Raw genomic sequence first — 18,432 nt, 5'->3', positions numbered from 1 at the left:
CAGACGGCACAAGTAACCGTTGGGGGGCGCCGGACCGATGTTGTTACCCGATATCCGCTGGTGGAACGAGCTCGCGCTGGAGATGCTGGAAACGTCTCTCTCCCAGCGCATCACCACGATCGAAGACGCCGACAAACAGCTCGCCGATATCGGCAGACTGCCCGGCTGGGAAGGCGACGCCGCCGACGCGGCCCGTCGACGCTTCGCCGACACCTCTGATCAACTCACCGACGAAGCGGCCGCGCTCGGCGCCGTTCGAGCGTTGACCACCCAGACCCGCGAGGCCGTCAAACACCTGAAGCAGACCCTCGCCACGATCGACCAGCGCGCCACCGAAGCCGGGCTGGAGGTCTGGGACCACGGCCACGTCACCATCGCCGACAAACCGGGAGCCCCCGACCCGGCCTCGGTGGAAGCGCTCCGGCTCGAACTGATCGACGCCGCCCGCGCCGTCATGCGCCAGGCCGATGACATCGTCGCCGACGCCGCCGCTGTGCTCAACAAGGCCGCCAACGGGGAAATCACCGACAACGGCGCCACCGACGTCGTCGCCGCCTCCACCACCGGCGCCACCCAAGGCGGACTCACCGCCCTCGCCCCGCCGGAAAACGGGACAGCGCGCGAGAACAATGCCTACTGGGACGCCCTCGATGACCGCCAACGCCGCGAAATCATCGAACAGCACCCCGAATGGATCGGAAACCGCGACGGAATCCCGTCGATGGCGCGCCATGAGGCCAATGTCAACCGGATCGATGATGAGCGGGCGCGGTTGACGCAGGAGCGGGACCGGTTGAAAGAGGAGCTCAAAGACGATCCGGGACCGCCGAAGAATCCGAACGCGCCGATACCGAACGCGGATAAGAAGGCTGAGCTGGCGCGAGTCGAAGCGAAGCTGACGGATCTCGATTCGCTGGAACGGACGCTGGCCGACCATCCACTGGACCCGAACAACCCGGATACCGGTGCGCGATTGCTGCTGCTGGATATGCAATCCGGGGATAAGGGCATGGCTGCTATTGCCATCGGGGACCCCGACAATGCGGACCACGTCTCGGTAACTGTGCCCGGGGTATCGACAACGATGCCATCGCTGGACGGCATGGCTCTCGAGGCGGTAGCTCTACAGCAGGAAGCCTTGAGCCAGTTAGACGAAGCGAAACGAGGCGGAGAGACGGTATCAACGATCGCCTGGCTCGGTTACCAACCGCCGCCTGAGCTCGGAGTGGATGCGGCGATGACAGGTCGCGCCGAGGCCGGAGCTCCGAAACTGGCGAGCTTCTTCGAAGGTCTAGATGCCGCTTCGAACAAGCCCGATCCGCATATCACCGCACTCGGTCACTCATACGGGTCCTATACGACCGCACTCGCACTTCAATCCCTCGGGCCGGACAGCCCGGTCGACGACGCGGTCTTCTACGGCTCGCCCGGTATCAACGCCGACGATGAGAGCGATCTCAATCTCCGACCGGGTCACGGATTCGTCATGCGCGCACCTGACGACCCGATCAGCTGGGCAGACGACTACGGTGTGTTCGGGCCGGATCCGGTGACGACGAACCTCGAACAACTGTCTACCCGGGAATTCACCACCCGAGATGGTGTCTACCGTGAGGACTCGAACGGTCACAGCGAGTACCCCCAATCGGGAGCGAATGGTCGTCTGCGCACCTCCGGATACAACATGGCCATCGTTCTCGCCGGTCTCACCGGTGAAGACCCTCCATTGGAAGTGCGTTGACATGGCGATGAACAACGTTGCGCGCGTGTTGTTGTCGGTCGTGGTGATGGCAGTGCTCGGCGGGTGCAGTAGTAGCCTGGACGATTCCGAGCGCACACCCTCGCCGGAGCAGATCGCCCACGCCGAAGACATGATGCGAAAACTGCCGTCCGTTCAGGACACCGAAGCTCAGCTCATCGCACTGATCCGGCAGATCGCTGAGGCTGTTCGAAGCGTGGCACCCGGACTTGCCTGGGAAACCGAGGTCAACCGGGGGCAGAACACGTTGGGTTGCCCCGGGCCGTACTTGAAGACTGATGGCGTGTCGATGACCACCGATCGTCTCATCTCCTCGGTGCCGATCAGCGACACCGAATGGCCAAACGTGCTGCGTATGGCCCGGAGTATTGCCGCAGAGCAGGGCATTACATCGGTGACGATCATTGCCGACCAGCCGGGACGACACGATGTCACACTGCACTCGCCCGATCACGGAAACGAAATCAGGCTCGGTACCCGCAAAGCGGCCTTGATCACGGGCGTGACCGGCTGCCGATTCCGCGCCGAAGACCTCCGAAACCCACCAGCGAAGTGACCGGGCTCGGCCGCCAGATCGCTGTGCCCGGCGCAGGATGGAATCAGGCAAGCGGGCTTCGCGCCGACACAGCTCACGCCGACCCCGCAGCAGACGCTCCGCGCGGTCTCAGCGCCCGTAATGCTGCCCCGCGTATCCGAAGTCGTCGCCGCCGATCAAGGCCGGAGCTCGGTGGTGATCAAGCCGGTGCGCCGCGCAGCGCACGGCTCGACCGCACCCGCTCGGCTCACCGCCCGTACGGCTGCTGCCCCGCCGCATACCCGAAGTCGTCGGCCACCATGGCCGCCAACTCCAACAGCGCACGCCGGGTCGGCTTGCTCACCAATTCCAAGTCGATTTCCGCGCCTTCGGCGAGGTGGTCGTCGAACGGCACCACCTGCACCGCGCGGGTGCGGTCGAGGAACAGCTTGCGTAGCTGGTCGATATCGACCGAGGAGGCGCCGCGGCGAGAGGCGTTGACCACCACGACGGTTCGTTCCACCAGCTTGCTGTAGCCGTGGTGGTCGAGCCAGTCGAGGGTGGCCGAGGCGCTGCGGGCGCCGTCGATGGCGGGGGAGGTGACCAGGACCAGCGAGCTGGCCATATCGAGCACGCCTGCCATGGCCGAGTGCATCAGGCCGGTACCGCAGTCGGTCAGGATGATGTTGTAGAACGACTGCAGGATGCCGATGGCCTTGCGGTAATCGGCCTCGCTGAACGCTTCCGAGACGGCCGGATCCTGTTCACTGGCCAGCACTTCCAGCCGGCTCGGTGCCTGCGAGGTGTGCGCGCGGACATCGGAGTACCGGGTGATGTGCTGGTCTTCGAGCAGGTTGCGGACCGTGGAGCGGGTCTGCCGCGGCACCCGATGCGCGAGGGTGCCGAGGTCGGGATTGGCGTCGATGGCGATCACCCGGTCACCGCGCAGCGAGGCGAAGGTGGAGCCGATGCCGACGGTGGTGGTGGTCTTGCCGACACCGCCCTTCAGCGAAAGGATCGCGATCCGGTAGTCGCCGCGCACCGGCTGGTTGACGCGCTCGACCAGGTCGGCGTGCACCACATCGGCAGCGGATTCACCGGGGTTGATGATGCCGCGGGAGGCCTTGTGCACGGCCCGGCGCCACCCGCTGCGCGGCGCCTTGCGGGCCCGCTTCAGCAGGTTCAGGTCGTTGACCGAATGGCCGGGCTGCCCAGGCTGCGGCATGTGCTGCGGCACGAAGGGCTGCTGCTGCGGCTGCCCGGGCTGCTGGGTCTGCGGCGGGCCGCCCTGCCAGTCCGGTGTCTGGTACTGGCCGGTGGCGGGGCCGCTCATGCCGGTCGGCGCGGACTGCTGCATGGGCGGCTGGTAGGTCTGCTGCGGCGCGACCGGCGGCGGGGCCCAGCTGTTGATGGCGCCGCCGTGCGGATCGCCGCCCTCGGGCATCGGATGGTGGTTGCTCTGTTCGGGTGCGGGCGGCGGAGCCTGGAACTGCTGCTCACCCTGCGGCGCGAAACCGCCGGGCGCGAACTGGCTCTGGCCCGCGTCGAACTGCTGGCCGGGCGGCTGCGAGAACTGGCCGGGGCCGCCCTGTTGCTCGAATTGCCCAGGGGCGGGCTGCTGCTCGAACTGCCCGCTGTTGTGCGGCGCGAATTGGCCCTGCGCCTGCGGCTCGAACCCGCCCTGGTTCGGTTGCTGATCGAACTGGCCGGGCGCGGGGGGCTCGAACTGGCCCTGGTTCGGCTGCTCGGGGAACGATCCGGGACCTGCCTGCGAGAACTGGCCCTGCCCTGAAGGATCGAACGGACCCGAGGGCGCGAACTGACCCGGCGGCGCGAACGAACCCTGTTCCGGGAACTGACCCGGGGGCGCGAAGGAACCCTGTTCCGGGAATTGCCCGGGAGGGGCGAAAGTGCCCTGCTCGGGGAATTGCCCCGGAGGTGCGAAGGAGCCCTGCTCCGGGAATTGCCCAGGGGGTGCGAAGGAGCCCTGCTCCGGGAATTGACCGGGGGGCGCGAAGGAACCCTGCTCCGGGAATTGCCCGGGAGCCGGTTCGGGGAACTGGCCCGGCTGGGCGAACTGACCGCTGGTATGCGGTGCGGGCTGCCCCTGTTCGGAGAATTGGCTCGGCTGCGCGAACTGACCGCTGCTGTGCGAAGGGGACTGTCCTGGCTGCGCGAACTCGCCACTGCTGTGCGGCTCGAACTGCCCTGGCGCCGAAGCGCCGGGGGCGGCGAACTGGTCGGCGCCGAACGAGGATTCGTCGACCGAATACACCGACGTCGCGTCTGCGGCTCCGGCGCCGTTGCCCGATTCGGACTCCGGTGCCTCGCCCGCGGGGCTCGATTCGGCAGCCGCGGACTGCTCGGCTTCACCGGAGTCATCGTGCTGCGGCTGCTGCGTCGTGTCGGATTCGGTGGCGATTCCGGCATCCGCCGGATGACTCTGCAGCCAGGGCGGAGAAGTCGGGTTGTCGTTGTCTGTCACAGTTCCCCCATCTGCTCGGGATGTCGAGCAGAGAGCTCGGTGGCGCAGTTGCGGGTCAACGCTAGCAGGTGAGTTCGGCCCCGTGCATGCCGTGGCTTACCAGGTCCGAGACGGCACCGGCGCGGTCCGGACCGGCACAGAGCCGTCCGGACCGCGCCGATTGCCGCTCAGTTCGCCCGGTTGACCGCGGAAACCACCGCGCGCAGCGAGGCGGTGGTGATGGAGGTGGCGATGCCGACACCCCAGACCGTCTTGTCACCGATCGCGCATTCGACGTAGGCCGCCGCCTGCGCATCGTCACCGGCGGACATGGCGTGCTCGGAGTAGTCGAGCACCTGCACATCGAACCCGACCGTCGCGATCGCGTCGACGAACGCCGCGAGCGGGCCGTTGCCGGTACCGGTGATCTCCTGCTCGACACCGTCGACCTTCACCGTGGCGGTGATGGTGTCGGTGCCGCCGTCGGTCTCCGAGGCGGTGACCTTCTGCTTGATCCGCTCCAGCGGGCGCACCGGGTTCAGGTACTCGGTGGCGAAGACGTCCCACATCTCCTTGGGCGTCACCTCGCCGCCCTCACCGTCGGTGATCTGCTGGATCGCCTGAGAGAACTCGATCTGCAGCCGTCGCGGCAGCGCCAGCCCGTGATCGGTCTTCATGATGTAGGCGACCCCGCCCTTGCCGGACTGCGAATTGACCCGGATGACGGCCTCGTAGGTGCGGCCCACGTCCTTGGGGTCGATCGGCAGGTACGGCACCTCCCAGGTGATGTCGTCGACGTCGGCGCCCGCCGAATCGGCGGTCACCTTCATCGCGTCCAGTCCCTTGTTGATGGCGTCCTGGTGGGAGCCGGAGAACGCGGTGTAGACCAGGTCGCCGCCGTAGGGGTGGCGCTCGTGCACGGGCAACTGGTTGCAGTATTCGACCGTGCGACGGATCTCGTCGATATCGGAGAAGTTGATCTGCGGGTCGATGCCACGGGAGAACAGGTTCATACCAAGGGTGACCAGGCAGACGTTGCCGGTGCGCTCACCGTTGCCGAACAGGCAGCCCTCGATGCGGTCGGCGCCGGCCTGGTAGCCCAGTTCGGCGGCCGCCACGGCGGTGCCGCGGTCATTGTGCGGGTGCAGCGACAGCACGATCGCATCGCGGCGGGCCAGGTTGCGGTGCATCCACTCGATGGAATCGGCGTAGACGTTCGGCGTGGCCATCTCGACGGTCGCGGGCAGGTTGATGATCAGCGGCTTCTCGGGGGTCGGCGCGATGATCTCGGAGACCGCGTCGCAGACCTCCTTGGCGTATTCCAGTTCGGTGCCGGTGTAGGACTCCGGGCTGTACTCGTAGCGCCAGTTGGTGTCGGGGTGCTTCTGCTCGGTCTCCAGGCACAGCTTCGCCGCGTCGGTGGCGATCTTTTTGACGGCCTCGCGGTCGGCGCGGAACACCACCCGGCGCTGCAGGATGGAGGTGGAGTTGTAGAAGTGCACGATGACGTTCGGCGCGCCCGAGCAGGCCTCGAAGGTGCGTTCGATCAGTTCCGGGCGGCACTGGGTCAGCACCTGGATGGTGACGTCGTCCGGGATAGCGCCGTCGGTGATGATCTCGCGGACGAAGTCGAAATCGGTCTGGCTGGCCGACGGGAAGCCGACCTCGATCTCCTTGTAGCCCATCCGCACCAGCAGGTCGAACATGCGGCGCTTGCGGGCCGGGCTCATCGGGTCGATCAGGGCCTGGTTGCCGTCGCGCAGGTCCACCGCACACCAGGCGGGAGCGCGATCGATGACCTTGTCCGGCCAGGTGCGGTCGGGCAGTGTGATCGGCTCGACCTCCTCGGCGAAGGGCCGGTACCGGAAGGTCGGCATGGAGGAGTTCTTCTGCTTGTTCCAGGCCGGCTGATCGGCGGGCGCGGGCTTGGTGGGCGCGGTGATGGTGCGCGTGCCGGATACGAAGGCGTCAGCGGGTGACATGCGATTCTCCGTGGGTGTGGGTGGTGTCCCGAAAAGGCGGGTCGACCGGCGCGGCAGAACCCCGCGACGGGAGGCCGGTCCGATCAGACCCCGTCGCGGCGGCCGAGAAGAAGAGCCCGCTGCATGATGCCGGCCAGTTTACCGTGCCCGGATTCGGCGACGGAAGGGCGGTACCGATAGCGTCGGTGACCGGATGCGCTTGTACGGGCCTGCCCGGCCCGACGGGACGTGAGGAACATGGATGACTTGGCTCGAACAGCTGGCCGTCTTCGGGGCCGGTGTGGCCGCGGGCGGAATCAACACCATCGTCGGCTCCGGCACCCTCATCACCTTTCCGGTGCTGCTGGCGATCGGCTACCCGCCGGTGACAGCGAATGTATCGAACACCGTCGGGCTGGTGCCCGGCTCGATCAGCGGGGTGATCGGGTACCGGCGTGAACTGTCCGGTCAGCGCGCCCGGCTGCTGCGGCTTGGTGTCGCCTCGCTGTTGGGGGCGATCACCGGCGCGGTGGCCCTGCTGACCATGCCGGAACAGGCGTTCAAGGCCATCGTCCCGGTGCTGATCATCGCGGCCCTGGTGCTGGTGGTGGTGCAGCCGCGGCTTGCGGCCTGGGTGAAGAGCCGCCGCGACGCCGACAACACCCCCGAGCACGGCGGTCCGGTGCTGTTCGGCTCGATCTACGCCACCGGTATCTACGGCGGCTATTTCGGCGCGGCCCAGGGCGTGCTGCTGATCGGCCTGCTCGGTGTGTTCGTGCACGACGATCTGCAACGGCTGAACGCGGTGAAGAACACGCTCGCGCTGCTGGTGAATGCGGTGTCGGCGGCCATCTTCATCGTGGTGGCCGATATCGCCTGGGAAGCCGTCGCGCTGATCGCGGCCGGTTCCATCATCGGCGGGCAGCTCGGCGCCCGCGTCGGACGCAGGCTCTCACCCACGGTTCTGCGCGCGGTGATCGTCGTCGTCGGCACCGTCGCGGTGGTCCGGCTGCTCACTTCATGACCGATCGGTAATGGCAGAGCCTGTTCTGCAGATCTCTCTATAAGGAAGATCGTTCCATCACGGGTGCGGCCGGGTGAACAGCGGCTGTTCAACATTGGCGATTGCCGGTAATCTTCCCCCGGCCGCGCGCGTGAATTTGGAGGTGGCAGAAGTGGATAGGCGTGCCTTCCTCGAGGCGGTGGGTGCGGCGACAATGCTGGGGGTCCTCGGATCGACGGCCGGTGCGGTCACGGCGAATGCCGATCCGATCTGGGATGCACTGTTCCGTGAATGGGTGCCGGAGATCTTCGCGCCGCTGCCCGATCCGGCCGACCATTCGCCCGCGATCGTCGTCGGCTCCGGTTTCGGCGCTTCGGCTACGGCGCTGCGATTGGCGCAGGCCGGCGTTGCCACCACGGTGCTCGAGCGCGGCTCGCGCTGGCCCAATGATCCGTGGCGGGAGATCTTCACCGGCGACGACCTGCCCGACGGCCGCGGCTTCTGGCACCGCACCTCCTTCACCGGGGTGACCAAGGTGCCGATGCAGTTCGCCAGTTTCGGCGGGGTCCTCGATGTCACCGAATACCCGGGAATCGATGTGTGGCGCGCGGCCGCGGTGGGCGGCGGCTCGATCGTGTTCAGCGGTGTCATGATCGCGCCCGAGCGCAGCCTGTTCGACCATGTCTTCGGCGGCGTCGTCGATTACGGCGAACTCGAGCGCGTCTATTACCCACGCGTGCGGCAGATGCTGCGGCTGGACGCCATGCCCGCCGACATCTACCACTCGGCGCCGTTCACGCATTCGCGTGCCTGGGACGATCAGGTCCGCAAGGCCGGATATCAGCCGGTGCCCAACGATTCGATTTTCAGCTGGAACATCCTGCGCGACGAACTGGCCGGGCGCAGCAGGCCATCGGCGACGGTGGCGCGCAGCAATCTCGGCAATTCCAACGGTGCGAAATTCGATCTGAACCAGAACTATCTGCGCTACGCCGAGCAGACCGGCCGCTGCGGAGTGTTCCCCGGTCACCGGGTCGACGCCATCGCGCAGGAGAGCGGCGGACGCTATTCGGTCACCGTGACGAAACTGGCCCCGACCGGTGACGTGTTGCGCACCCGCACCCTGACCTGCGATCAGTTGTTCCTCGGCGCCGGTTCCATCGGCAGCACCGAACTGCTGGTCCGCGCCCAGGCCACCGGCGCGCTGCCCAACCTCAACGAGCACATCGGCGACGGCTGGGGCACCAATGGCGATGTGGTGCTGGCGCGTGGCGCCAGCTCGGTGGCCGGCTTCGGCCAGGGTGTACCGAGCGCCAGCCGGATCTACGACGATTCCGCGGTACCACTCACCCTGGAGAACTGGTACATCCCCGGCATCCCGTTCGAAACCGGAGCCCTGGCCTCCCTGGGCATGGTGCTCGATCCGACCCGCACCCGGATGGGATATGACAGAGGCACGGATTCGGTCGGGCTGAGCTGGTCGACCCGCAACCGCGACGAGACGGTGGCCGCCGCCCGCGCCGTCGACCGCGGGATCGCCGAGCGGGCGGGCGCGCTGGTCGAATACAGCGCTCTCGGCTACGACGCGAATGCCCTGTTCACCGCGCATCCACTGGGCGGTGCTGTGCTCGGCCGGGCCACCGACGGGTACGGCCGGGTACACGGTCATCCCGGGCTCTACGTCATGGACGGCGCGGCGATCCCCGGCAGCACCGCGACGGTCAATCCGTCGCTGACCATTACCGCGCTGGCCGAACGCAATATCGAGGCCATCATCCGCGCCGGACGGTGACGCGCCGCGACGAAGCGCGAAATCAGCGTGCCCGCCGCGGCGCGGTATTACCGTCGGCTGGGTTGTTCGGCAGCGAAGGGATCCTCACGTGGCAGTAACGTCGCCCACCGGCTATGAACTGGACGAGGTGCCCGAACCCGGCGAATACCCGCGCAAACCGCCCACCCTGTGGACCGATTTCCTGATGCTCGGGCTGGCCATCGCCTCGGTGGTGCTGGTCGGCTGGATCACCTTCTTCGAGGTCTCCGAGCAGACCTACCGCACCATCGTGATCGCCGACTACACCATCTGCGCGATCTTCGCCGTCGAGTTCCTCTGGCGGTGGCATCGCGCGGGCTGGCCGTGGACGTTCCCGTTCGTCTACTGGTACGAAGTGCTCGGCATGATCCCGGTGACCAGCCCGTGGCTGCGTGGATTCCGGTTGCTGCGGATCGTGGTGATCCTGGTGCGGCTGGCCAGGGTGGCGGACCGGGTCTTCGGCGACCGGGTGACCGCCGCGGTGGTCAACCGCTCGGTCGGCACGATTGTCGAGACGATCAAGAAGCCGGTCACCATGGCCGTGCTGGACGAGGTCGCCCACGCCCTGCGCGCGGGCCACTACACCCAGAACATCGCCGCGGCGCTGGAGGAGAACCGCAAGGAACTCGACGAGATGATCGTCGAGTTGATCAAGAACGATCCGCAGGCCGGCCGGGTCCGCTACCTGCCGTTCCACGACGACATCATCCGGCTGGTCGCCGATACCGTCTTCCGGATCCTGTTCCAGTTCCTCGACGATCCGCGCACCGACGAACTCGTCTCGGATCTGTTGCGGGAGAACATCGACCAGATCCGCGACGCGCTGAGCAACGGGGTGAAGGTGCCACCGTCCGCCTATGGTCCCACTCCGCTGGAACGCACCGTGCGCCATCACTTTCCGCGCTGAGCGCCGCCCCTTCGGGCGGGCTCATGCGGTGGCGTGGCGGATCCGGTCGCGCGCTCCGGCGTGCCGAATGGTTTCCCAGCCGATCAACGCCCCGAGCGCGACGAACAGCATCGTCAAGGTGACCAGTGCGGGCAGCATGGCGGCCACCGGGATCAGGGCGACCAACACGATCGCCGTGACGATCCGGGCCACGGACAGATTGCCGGTGGCGTAATGCTTGAACCCGACCAGACCCACCAGGTACAGGGCGACGCCGCCGAAGAGCGCGCCGAGCGGGATACCGTACAGGGCGTCGCTGAGGCTGTGGTCCGATTCGTCGCCGACGTAGTACAGGACCTTCTTCAACCCCAGCGACAGCCCGATGACGCCGGCGATCATCGGGAAATGCCAGTACATGTAGCACATTTGGGCGATCTTGATCTGGCGTGCGCCGGTGGCCTCGGTCAGGGCGTGCTCCACGGTCAGCGCGGCGACGTCGAAGTAGGCCCACCACAGCAGGCCCGAGATGGCCAGGCCGAGCATCGATGCGAGCGTGATCGGCCAGGAGATGGGCAGGCCTGCGACGCCGATGCCGATGGAGACGATCGATTCGCCGAGTGCCACGATGATGATCAGGCCGTACCGCTCGGCGTAATGACTGGCGGAGGCGAGCCGCCATTCGGTGCCAGCGAACCGGGTCCACACCCAGTCACCCGCGATCGCGGCGATCCACAGCGCGATCTGCAGTCTGCCGTCGACGAGGGCCGCGACGACGAGGAGCGTGGTGCCGAGGGTGATGGAGCCGAGTGCCCAGCGCAGGATCTGCGCTCGCAGCTTCGGATCGCCTTCGCCGGCCAGCCACATCAGGGCCAGATGCACCAGCCGCACCACCAGGTAGGCGATGGCGAACACCAGCGGCCCGAACCATCCGCCGTCGAGGTCGTCGAAGGCTTCGGGAATGGTGAGTGCGGCGATGAACGCGCCGCCCATGGCCACGAACATGCCCACCCGGGCGATACCCTCGTCGGCGCGGACGAGATTGCCGAGCCAGGAGTAGGAGATCCACAGCCACCACATCAGGGCCAGGCACAACAGCGCACGCAGCAGGTTCTTCGCGGTGGTCTCTTCGGAGGCGAGGTCGGTGACCATCGTGAACGCGAAGACCAGGACCAGGTCGAAGAAGAGTTCGAGCTGGGTCACCGAGGAGCCCTCGGCCATCGGCTGCAGCCGGGCTCGTTTGGATCCGATCATGGATGACATCGTGGCAGGTCGGAGCCTGCGATGCCCGCCCGACGGGCGGGCTCAGTCATCAAGCGGTTTGAAACGTCTCCGTTTCGGGAAATCGTTCGGCGAATTCGATGAACGTCTCCACCATCGCCTCGTTCGCGCGGCGCACGGAGCGCTTGAGCAGGAAGCCGGGAACGGGAATGGGCAGGTACAACTCGTTGTGGTACCAGACGTGGGTGCCCTCATCGGACTCGCTCAGCTCGAAGAAGCCTCCGCCCTTCACGCCACGCGTGCTGTCGACGACCTCCCAGGCCGAGCGGTTGCCCTCCCAGTCGTATTCCAGGACCTGGAGGTCGGAGCTGCCGAGCATTTCCGCTTTGACGAAAACCCGGCGCGGCCTGCCTTCTTCGTCGCGGGTGGCGACGCGGGCATCGGTATAGGCCGACGACCAATCCGGGAGCATTTCCACCGCTGCCAACGCGTCCATGACCTGTGCGGGGTCAGTGTCGACGACGAATCGGATATCGGTCTTCGTACGCATGTCTTACCTCCGCACCCCCGCATTACCAACGCGCCGATTGTGCCCAGCGGCACAGTGATCGTCAACACTGAGCCTACGGTTCCGTAGGTAGCTATACGGTTGGTCGACGGTTGCTGCGGGCGTGCGAAGTGACCGAAATGTGATGTTTCAGTTCGACCCCGACGGCTCCACTGTCGCATCGGGGCCCGGGTAGATCAGCGACTCGTGTCCGTCCTCGAAACGCACGATATACGGGGGCGACCCGTTCGGTCCGCGCACCTCGACGATCTCGCCGAGATGATCATGGTCGCCCACGATGTGACCGTGCACATGGAGCCGATCTCCGACGTTCGCCATCATGGCTCCCATTATCGGGGAGCGTGGTGCACATCACAACCCGCCCTGTTCTGCTATGGCCCGAGCGACCGCCGTTTCGATCAGATGCCTGCTCTGTTCTTCGGTGAAGATGCCCGGCAGCGTGAGCCGGTCGACGATCAGCCAATTCAGCGCCAGATACAGCAGCAGCACTGTGTCCTCGTCGCCCGGCATGCCGGAGTCGATGTGGTTGCGGACGTTGAATTCGATATCGGCGCGGACTCGTTCGGTGAGTACTTCGCGCAGTTCGGGCCGTCGGGTCGCCTCCAAGCGCAGTTCCAGTAGGGCGAGGTAACCGGTGCGGAAGGTTTCCAGCCGGTCCACCACGTCGGTCATCAGCTCGGTGATCGTCTCTTTCGTCTTCGGTCCGCCGAGCTTGGCCATCATCGCCGCGCTCGGCTCGAGGCGTTCGTAGAAGCGGCTGCCGGTCTGGGTCATCAGGTCGTCGCGGTTGGCGAAATAGTTCGAGGCCGTGCCCGCGGGCACGCCGGCTTCCTTGTCCACCGCGCGGAATGTCAGTCCACGCGCGCCCTCGCGGGCCAGGACCTCGATGGCCGCGTCGAGCAACGCGGCCCTGCGCTCCGGATTCGTTCTCACCTTGACACCACTCCAGTTGTAGTACTACGTTGAAACCACTACAAACAGAGTACAACATCTCAGGTGGTTCAAATGCGAAAGCTCGTCTACTACGTCGCCGTCTCGCTGGACGGGTACATCGCGGGCCCCGACAACCAGTTCGACTTCTATCCGGGCAGCGACGCCTACACCGAATGGATGTGCGCGCAGTTCCCGGATTCGATCCCGACCGCGGCCCGGCCGCATATCGGCATGGCGGTGGATTCGCCGAACCGGGAGTGGGACACGGTGCTGATGGGCCGCGGTACCTACGCCGTCGGTCCGGCAAACCCCTTCGCGCATCTGAAGCAATACGTCTTCTCGTCGACTCTCGCGCCGGAAGCCGATCCGGCCATCGAGGTGGTGCCCGGCGATCCGCTCGCCCTGGTCCAGCGGTTGAAGCGTGGCGAGGGCCTCGATATCTGGCTCTGCGGCGGCGGCAAGCTCGCGGGCGCGCTGGTCGGCGAGATCGACGAGCTGATCGTCAAGAGCTACCCGGTCGTCGCTGGTGCGGGCATTCCCGCCTTCGCCGACGCCTTCGATCCGACGCTGTTCACTCCGGTCCGGCGCAAGGAATTCGACAGCGGCAACCAGGTCACCTGGTATGCGCGTGCCTGATCGACTCACTCACCACAGAAAGCAGGACCCCATGCGAAAGCTCGTCTACTACGTCGGCATGTCCATCGACGGCTATATCGCCGGACCCGACGGCGGCATCGATTTCTTCCCGCTCCCCTCCGACTTCACCGAATGGATCGCGGCCGACTATCCCGAAACCCTGCCTGCCCATGTCTGGCCGCATTTCGGTATCGCCGAGGGCACGCCGAGCAAGAATTTCGACACCATGGTGATGGGGCGCGGCACCTACGAACCAGGGCTGGCCGTCGGCATCACCAGCCCGTATCCGCAGCTACGTCAATACGTCGTGTCCAGCACGCTCGGCACGATCGATGACCCGGGTGTGCAGCTGGTGGAATCGGATCCGGTCGGGCTGGTGCGGCGGTTGAAGCAGGAGGACGGCCTTGATATCTGGCTGGCCGGCGGCGGCACACTCGCCGGTGCGCTGATCGACGAGATCGACGAACTCGTCATCAAGAGCTATCCGGTATCGGCAGGCGCGGGTGTCCGCGCGTTCGACGGCCCGTTCCGGCCCACTCGGTTCACCCCGACCAGGCGGCGCGAGTTCGGCAACGGCACCCAGGTCACCTGGCTCACCCGCGCCTGACGCTCGCCGTCGACGAGGGCGATCACCGGCGGCAATAGCCCGTCGGCATCGATCTCAAACGAGATCCGGCACGGTTGTGTCCTTTTCCACAGGCTCGGAGGTAGGCCCGAAATCGCTGGATGCGGGCCGGTACGCTGAATCACCGGAATAAGCTTTTCGTCGATCTGGGAGGACCCTGTCGTGGCTCTCGTTGTTCAGAAGTACGGAGGATCCTCGGTCTCGTCGGCCGAGCGTATCCGGCGCGTCGCTGAACGGATCGTCGAAACGAAGAAGCAGGGGCACGAGGTGGTCGTGGTCTGCTCCGCCATGGGCGATACCACCGACGAGCTGCTCGATCTCGCCCAGCAGGTCTCCCCGGAACCCCCGGCGCGGGAAATGGACATGCTGCTCACCTCGGGTGAGCGCATCTCCAACGCCCTGGTCGCGATGGCCATCCACGCCCTCGGCGAGGAGGCGCGCTCGTTCACCGGCTCGCAGGCCGGCGTCATCACCACGGGCGCGCACGGCAAGGCCAAGATCATCGACGTCACCCCGAGCCGGCTCCGCGAAGCCCTCGACGACGGCCTGATCGTGCTGGTCGCCGGTTTCCAGGGGGTGAGCCAGGACAGCAAGGACGTCACCACCCTCGGACGTGGCGGCTCCGACACCACCGCGGTCGCGCTGGCCGCGGCGCTGAAGGCCGATGTCTGCGAGATCTACACCGACGTCGACGGCATCTTCACCGCCGACCCGCGCATCGTGTCCGACGCGCAGAAGCTCGAGCAGGTCTCCTATGAGGAGATGCTGGAGATGGCCGCGTGTGGCTCGAAAGTCTTGATGCTGCGTTGTGTCGAATACGCGCGGCGCTACAACGTGCCCGTGCATGTGCGCTCGTCGTACACCGACAAGGTGGGCACCACCGTTTACGGATCGATGGAGGACATCCCGATGGAGCAGGCAATCCTGACCGGCGTTGCGCACGATCGCAGCGAGGCCAAGGTGACTGTCGTCGGCCTGCCGGACGAACCGGGCTACGCCGCCAAGGTGTTCCGGGCGGTCGCCGACGCGGAAATCAATATCGACATGGTGTTGCAGAACGTCTCCGAGGTGGAGACCGGCAAGACCGACATCACCTTCACCCTGCCCAAGACCGAACTGGTGCGCGCGGTGCAGATCCTCACCGAGCGCAAGGCCGAGATCGGTTTCTCGGAGGTCCGCTCCGACGAGAACATCGGCAAGGTCTCTCTCGTCGGCGCGGGCATGAAGTCCCATCCCGGCGTCACCGCGACGTTCTGTGAGTCGCTGGCCGAGGCAGGCGTCAACATCGATCTGATCTCGACCTCGGAGATCCGCATCTCGGTGCTGGTCGCCGAATCCCAGCTCGACGAGGCGGTCAAGGTGCTGCACCGGGCTTTCGATCTCGGCGGTGACGAGGTCGCCGTCGTCCACGCCGGAACGGGGCGATAAATCATGGGTGTACGGGTTGGAGTCGTCGGCGCGACCGGTCAGGTCGGCGCCGTCATGCGCAAGCTGCTCGAGGAGCGCAACTTCCCGGCCGACGAGGTGCGTTTCTTCGCCTCGGCCAGGTCCGCGGGTAAGAAGCTGCCGTGGCGCGGCGGTGAGATCGTGGTGGAAGACACCGAGACCGCCGATCCGTCCGGCCTCGATATCGCGCTGTTCTCCGCGGGCGCCACGATGTCGCGGGTGCAGGCGCCGCGTTTCGCCGCTGCCGGCGTCACCGTTATCGACAACTCCTCGGCATGGCGCAAGGACCCCGAGGTGCCGCTGGTGGTCAGCGAGGTGAACCCGGAGCAGACCCGCAACCTGGTCAAGGGCATCATCGCCAACCCCAACTGCACCACGATGGCCGCGATGCCGGTGCTCAAGCCGCTGCACGAGATCGCCGGGCTACGCAGGCTCATCGTCTCCAGCTACCAGGCGGTGTCCGGTAGCGGCCTGGCCGGCGTGGAAGAGCTGGCCTCGCAGGCGCGCGCGGTCATCGACGACGCCGAGAAGCTCACCCACGACGGTGGCGCGGTCGATTTCCCCGCGCCGAACAAGTACGTCGCGCCGATCGCGTTCAATGTGCTGCCGTTGGCCGGTTCGCTGGTCGACGACGGCTCCGGCGAGACCGACGAAGATCAGAAGCTGCGCAACGAGAGCCGCAAGATCCTCGGCCTGCCCGACCTGCTGGTCAGCGGCACCTGCGTGCGTGTTCCGGTGTTCACCGGGCACTCGCTGTCGGTGAACGCCGAGTTCGATCAGCCGCTGTCGGTGGCGCAGGCGAAGGAGATCCTGGCCAAGGCGCCGGGCGTGAAGCTGGTCGACGTGCCGACGCCGTTGCAGGCGGCCGGGCACGACGAGTCGCTGGTCGGCCGGATCCGGCAGGATCCGGGTGTGCCCGACGGCCGCGGCCTCGCGCTGTTCATCTCCGGTGACAATCTGCGTAAGGGCGCCGCGCTCAACACCATTCAGATCGCGGAAGTCCTGCTCGCCGACCTCTGAGCGGTTACCTCTCACGACCGAGCCCGGCCGTCGCTGCACAGCGGCGGCCGGGCTCGTCTGGTCAGCGGATGCCCGGTGTGCGCGGATCGGGGCCGAGGCAGGCCAGGATGGCGCAGCCGGGTGGGGCGTCGCTGAAGGGCGGGCGCAGCGGCTGGTTCAGGCAGGCGAAGACGTTGCAGCCCGGATAGGCCGACGGCCCCACCCCGACGATGGCCAGCAGGATATCGCTGTCGATGAAGGCATTCGGGTCCAAGGTCAGCGGTGGTTCGACGTACGGGCCCGGGTCGGCGACCGGCGGCTCATGGAAGGCGGCGAACAGCCTGCGGAAGAATTCGTGCGGCAGTTCGGCCTGGTTCTGGATGACGCCGGATGGGCCGTGCGCGCTGACATTGCCGAACATCCCGGTCCACACCACGGTCAGATCCTGGCTGGGGAAGACGAAGACGTTCTGCATGCCCATACCCGCCATGGAGTACATGTCCGGTGGCAGGAAGCTCGCGTTCTCCGCGCAGGAGGGTCCGAGCCAGAACAGGTACCCGTAGCAGTGATTGGTCGCCGACGGGGAGCGGGCCTTGTCCAGATAAGCGCGTGAGACCAGTTGCGTTGTGCCCCAGCGTCCGTCGTTGGCGACGAGCAGCCCGAGCTTGGCCAGATCGTTCGGCGGGATCATCAGGTGCGCGTAGCCGTAGGTGTGGCCTGCTCGGTCGCGGGCCCAGTAGTAGTCGCCGCGCGCGATGCCGAGCGGGTCGAACAACTCGCGCTGGGCGAACTGCTGCAGCGGTTCGCCGACGGCCAGTTCCATCACATAGGCCAGCAGGTCGACATTGCGCTGGCTGTAACTGAATACGGTGCCCGGTTCGTGATCCAGCGGCACTCCGAGGGCCTGCACCGCGCTGTTCGGATCGAGCGGAATCACTCCGGTGATGCCTTCGGTGACCACGCCGACGCGCATCCCCGACGATTCCGTCAGTAGATCCTCGACCGTGATGGAGCGCCGCTGCTCGTCGCCGAGACCCGCGGGCAGATACCGTCCGATCGGCGAGGAGATATCGAGCTTGCCCTGGTCCGAGGCGATTCCGGCGAGCAGGGACACGATGGACTTGGTCACGCTCCAGACATTCCAGGCCACGTTGCCGGTCTGCGCGTTCGTCGGGCCCTCGCCGATCAGGCAGTTGTGCCGAAAGACCTGGACGTTCAATCGATTCCGGGTGCTCGCGAACTGGAGCGCCTCGGCGAGGCGCTGCGAATCCAGCCCTACCGCTTCGGGTTCGGCTCGCTCGAGTTGGCGTCCCGAGTGCACTGAGCACTCCGCCGGGGCAGGCGGTGGCGCCGCTGCCGCGGACGCGGCGAAGACGTGCCCCGCAACCAACGCAACCGCTGTGACCCCTACGAGGAGTCCACCGAAACGCCCCATGCGGATCAGGTTAGCGCCGGAGGCCGGGCGGGGCCGGTATATGCGAAACGCCGCCAGGTCGGGGGACCTGGCGGCGCCGAGTCGCGGGACGCCCACGCCGACGTCACCACTGGTATCGACACCCGGCAAGCGCCTCTCGGCGAGTGGTCGCTCGAAGCGACAGATGGGGTGAGGC

Annotated in this window: 17 protein-coding genes; 9 read left to right on the top strand and 8 right to left on the bottom strand. The window is 66.6% G+C overall.

The features are described from left to right. Positions 1-43: 43 nt before the first annotated feature. Entirely contained in the window at positions 44-295 is a 252-nt protein-coding gene (locus tag AC5W7N_RS03355) for a hypothetical protein (RefSeq protein WP_280498886.1), read from the bottom strand. Here AC5W7N_RS03355 and AC5W7N_RS03350 point away from each other — a divergent pair. Together AC5W7N_RS03350 and AC5W7N_RS03345 are read left to right on the top strand one after the other, a co-directional pair. Next, on the top strand, positions 263-1,741 hold the full coding sequence (locus tag AC5W7N_RS03350; RefSeq protein WP_280498888.1) for an alpha/beta hydrolase: 1,479 nt from the start codon (positions 263-265) through the stop codon (positions 1,739-1,741). The two genes, AC5W7N_RS03355 and AC5W7N_RS03350, sit on opposite strands and share 33 nt — an antisense overlap. A 1-nt stretch (position 1,742) precedes the next feature. After that, positions 1,743-2,315, top strand: coding sequence for an LppA family lipoprotein (locus tag AC5W7N_RS03345; protein WP_194990686.1), 573 nt, complete (start codon positions 1,743-1,745; stop codon positions 2,313-2,315). 226 nt (positions 2,316-2,541) lie between these two features. Here the strand turns inward: AC5W7N_RS03345 and AC5W7N_RS03340 are convergent, their stop codons facing one another. Together AC5W7N_RS03340 and leuA are read right to left on the bottom strand one after the other, a co-directional pair. Then, the gene (locus tag AC5W7N_RS03340; protein WP_495923235.1) at positions 2,542-4,758 is read right to left on the bottom strand and encodes a nucleotide-binding protein; all 2,217 of its coding nucleotides are present in this window, start codon (positions 4,756-4,758) and stop codon (positions 2,542-2,544) included. A gap of 167 nt (positions 4,759-4,925) precedes the next feature. After that, positions 4,926-6,719 (bottom strand): 2-isopropylmalate synthase, encoded by a 1,794-nt coding sequence (gene leuA, locus AC5W7N_RS03335; protein ID WP_495923234.1) that lies wholly within the window; start codon positions 6,717-6,719, stop codon positions 4,926-4,928. A gap of 241 nt (positions 6,720-6,960) precedes the next feature. On the opposite strand from leuA, the gene AC5W7N_RS03330 reads away from it, so the two are divergent. From AC5W7N_RS03330 to AC5W7N_RS03320, 3 genes are all read left to right on the top strand, one after another. Beyond that, entirely contained in the window at positions 6,961-7,722 is a 762-nt protein-coding gene (locus AC5W7N_RS03330; RefSeq protein WP_163816837.1) for a sulfite exporter TauE/SafE family protein, read from the top strand. Between the two features lie 151 nt (positions 7,723-7,873). Continuing rightward, positions 7,874-9,493 (top strand): GMC oxidoreductase, encoded by a 1,620-nt coding sequence (locus AC5W7N_RS03325; protein ID WP_195020471.1) that lies wholly within the window; start codon positions 7,874-7,876, stop codon positions 9,491-9,493. An 88-nt stretch (positions 9,494-9,581) separates the two neighbouring features. Next, on the top strand, positions 9,582-10,418 hold the full coding sequence (locus AC5W7N_RS03320; protein WP_163816841.1) for an ion transporter: 837 nt from the start codon (positions 9,582-9,584) through the stop codon (positions 10,416-10,418). 21 nt (positions 10,419-10,439) lie between these two features. On the opposite strand, the gene AC5W7N_RS03315 is transcribed toward AC5W7N_RS03320, so the two are convergent. The 4 genes from AC5W7N_RS03315 to AC5W7N_RS03300 form a co-directional block, all read right to left on the bottom strand. Next, positions 10,440-11,648: a low temperature requirement protein A gene (locus AC5W7N_RS03315; protein ID WP_163816843.1), complete on the bottom strand. Its 1,209-nt coding sequence runs from the start codon at positions 11,646-11,648 to the stop codon at positions 10,440-10,442. A 58-nt stretch (positions 11,649-11,706) separates the two neighbouring features. Further along, complete coding sequence (locus AC5W7N_RS03310) at positions 11,707-12,165, bottom strand: SRPBCC family protein (protein WP_163816845.1); 459 nt, start codon at positions 12,163-12,165, stop codon at positions 11,707-11,709. A 147-nt stretch (positions 12,166-12,312) separates the two neighbouring features. After that, complete coding sequence (locus AC5W7N_RS03305; RefSeq protein WP_175586006.1) at positions 12,313-12,504, bottom strand: DUF1918 domain-containing protein; 192 nt, start codon at positions 12,502-12,504, stop codon at positions 12,313-12,315. A 30-nt stretch (positions 12,505-12,534) separates the two neighbouring features. Next, positions 12,535-13,116, bottom strand: a complete 582-nt coding sequence (locus AC5W7N_RS03300; protein WP_495923232.1) for a TetR/AcrR family transcriptional regulator — start codon at positions 13,114-13,116, stop codon at positions 12,535-12,537. Between the two features lie 72 nt (positions 13,117-13,188). Between AC5W7N_RS03300 and AC5W7N_RS03295 the strand changes: the two genes are divergently transcribed. The 4 genes from AC5W7N_RS03295 (at position 13,189) to AC5W7N_RS03280 (ending at position 16,843) form a co-directional block, all read left to right on the top strand. Further along, entirely contained in the window at positions 13,189-13,752 is a 564-nt protein-coding gene (locus tag AC5W7N_RS03295) for a dihydrofolate reductase family protein (RefSeq protein WP_495923231.1), read from the top strand. 31 nt (positions 13,753-13,783) lie between these two features. Next, complete coding sequence (locus tag AC5W7N_RS03290; protein ID WP_495923230.1) at positions 13,784-14,359, top strand: dihydrofolate reductase family protein; 576 nt, start codon at positions 13,784-13,786, stop codon at positions 14,357-14,359. A gap of 180 nt (positions 14,360-14,539) precedes the next feature. Continuing rightward, on the top strand, positions 14,540-15,805 hold the full coding sequence (locus tag AC5W7N_RS03285) for an aspartate kinase (protein WP_163816853.1): 1,266 nt from the start codon (positions 14,540-14,542) through the stop codon (positions 15,803-15,805). 3 nt (positions 15,806-15,808) lie between these two features. Then, entirely contained in the window at positions 15,809-16,843 is a 1,035-nt protein-coding gene (locus AC5W7N_RS03280; RefSeq protein ID WP_495923228.1) for an aspartate-semialdehyde dehydrogenase, read from the top strand. A gap of 61 nt (positions 16,844-16,904) precedes the next feature. Here AC5W7N_RS03280 and AC5W7N_RS03275 read toward each other — a convergent pair whose 3' ends face one another. Further along, positions 16,905-18,257: a serine hydrolase domain-containing protein gene (locus AC5W7N_RS03275; protein ID WP_163816857.1), complete on the bottom strand. Its 1,353-nt coding sequence runs from the start codon at positions 18,255-18,257 to the stop codon at positions 16,905-16,907. Between the last annotated feature and the right edge of the window lie 175 nt (positions 18,258-18,432).

This window comes from Nocardia sp. CDC519 (genome assembly GCF_059509835.1).
Note: the sequence above shows the minus strand (reverse complement) of the source record. Positions and strands in the feature narration are given on the sequence as shown.

Excerpts from the sequence above, each read along its gene's own strand:
- AC5W7N_RS03275 (WP_163816857.1), bottom strand. The coding sequence starts at position 18,257 with ATGGGGCGTTTCGGTGGACTCCTCGTAGGGGTCACAGCGGTTGCGTTG.
- AC5W7N_RS03305 (WP_175586006.1), bottom strand. The coding sequence starts at position 12,504 with ATGATGGCGAACGTCGGAGATCGGCTCCATGTGCACGGTCACATCGTG.
- leuA (WP_495923234.1), bottom strand. The coding sequence starts at position 6,719 with ATGTCACCCGCTGACGCCTTCGTATCCGGCACGCGCACCATCACCGCG.
- AC5W7N_RS03280 (WP_495923228.1), top strand. The coding sequence starts at position 15,809 with ATGGGTGTACGGGTTGGAGTCGTCGGCGCGACCGGTCAGGTCGGCGCC.
- AC5W7N_RS03295 (WP_495923231.1), top strand. The coding sequence starts at position 13,189 with ATGCGAAAGCTCGTCTACTACGTCGCCGTCTCGCTGGACGGGTACATC.
- AC5W7N_RS03290 (WP_495923230.1), top strand. The coding sequence starts at position 13,784 with ATGCGAAAGCTCGTCTACTACGTCGGCATGTCCATCGACGGCTATATC.
- AC5W7N_RS03330 (WP_163816837.1), top strand. The coding sequence starts at position 6,961 with ATGACTTGGCTCGAACAGCTGGCCGTCTTCGGGGCCGGTGTGGCCGCG.
- AC5W7N_RS03345 (WP_194990686.1), top strand. The coding sequence starts at position 1,743 with ATGGCGATGAACAACGTTGCGCGCGTGTTGTTGTCGGTCGTGGTGATG.
- AC5W7N_RS03310 (WP_163816845.1), bottom strand. The coding sequence starts at position 12,165 with ATGCGTACGAAGACCGATATCCGATTCGTCGTCGACACTGACCCCGCA.
- AC5W7N_RS03315 (WP_163816843.1), bottom strand. The coding sequence starts at position 11,648 with ATGATCGGATCCAAACGAGCCCGGCTGCAGCCGATGGCCGAGGGCTCC.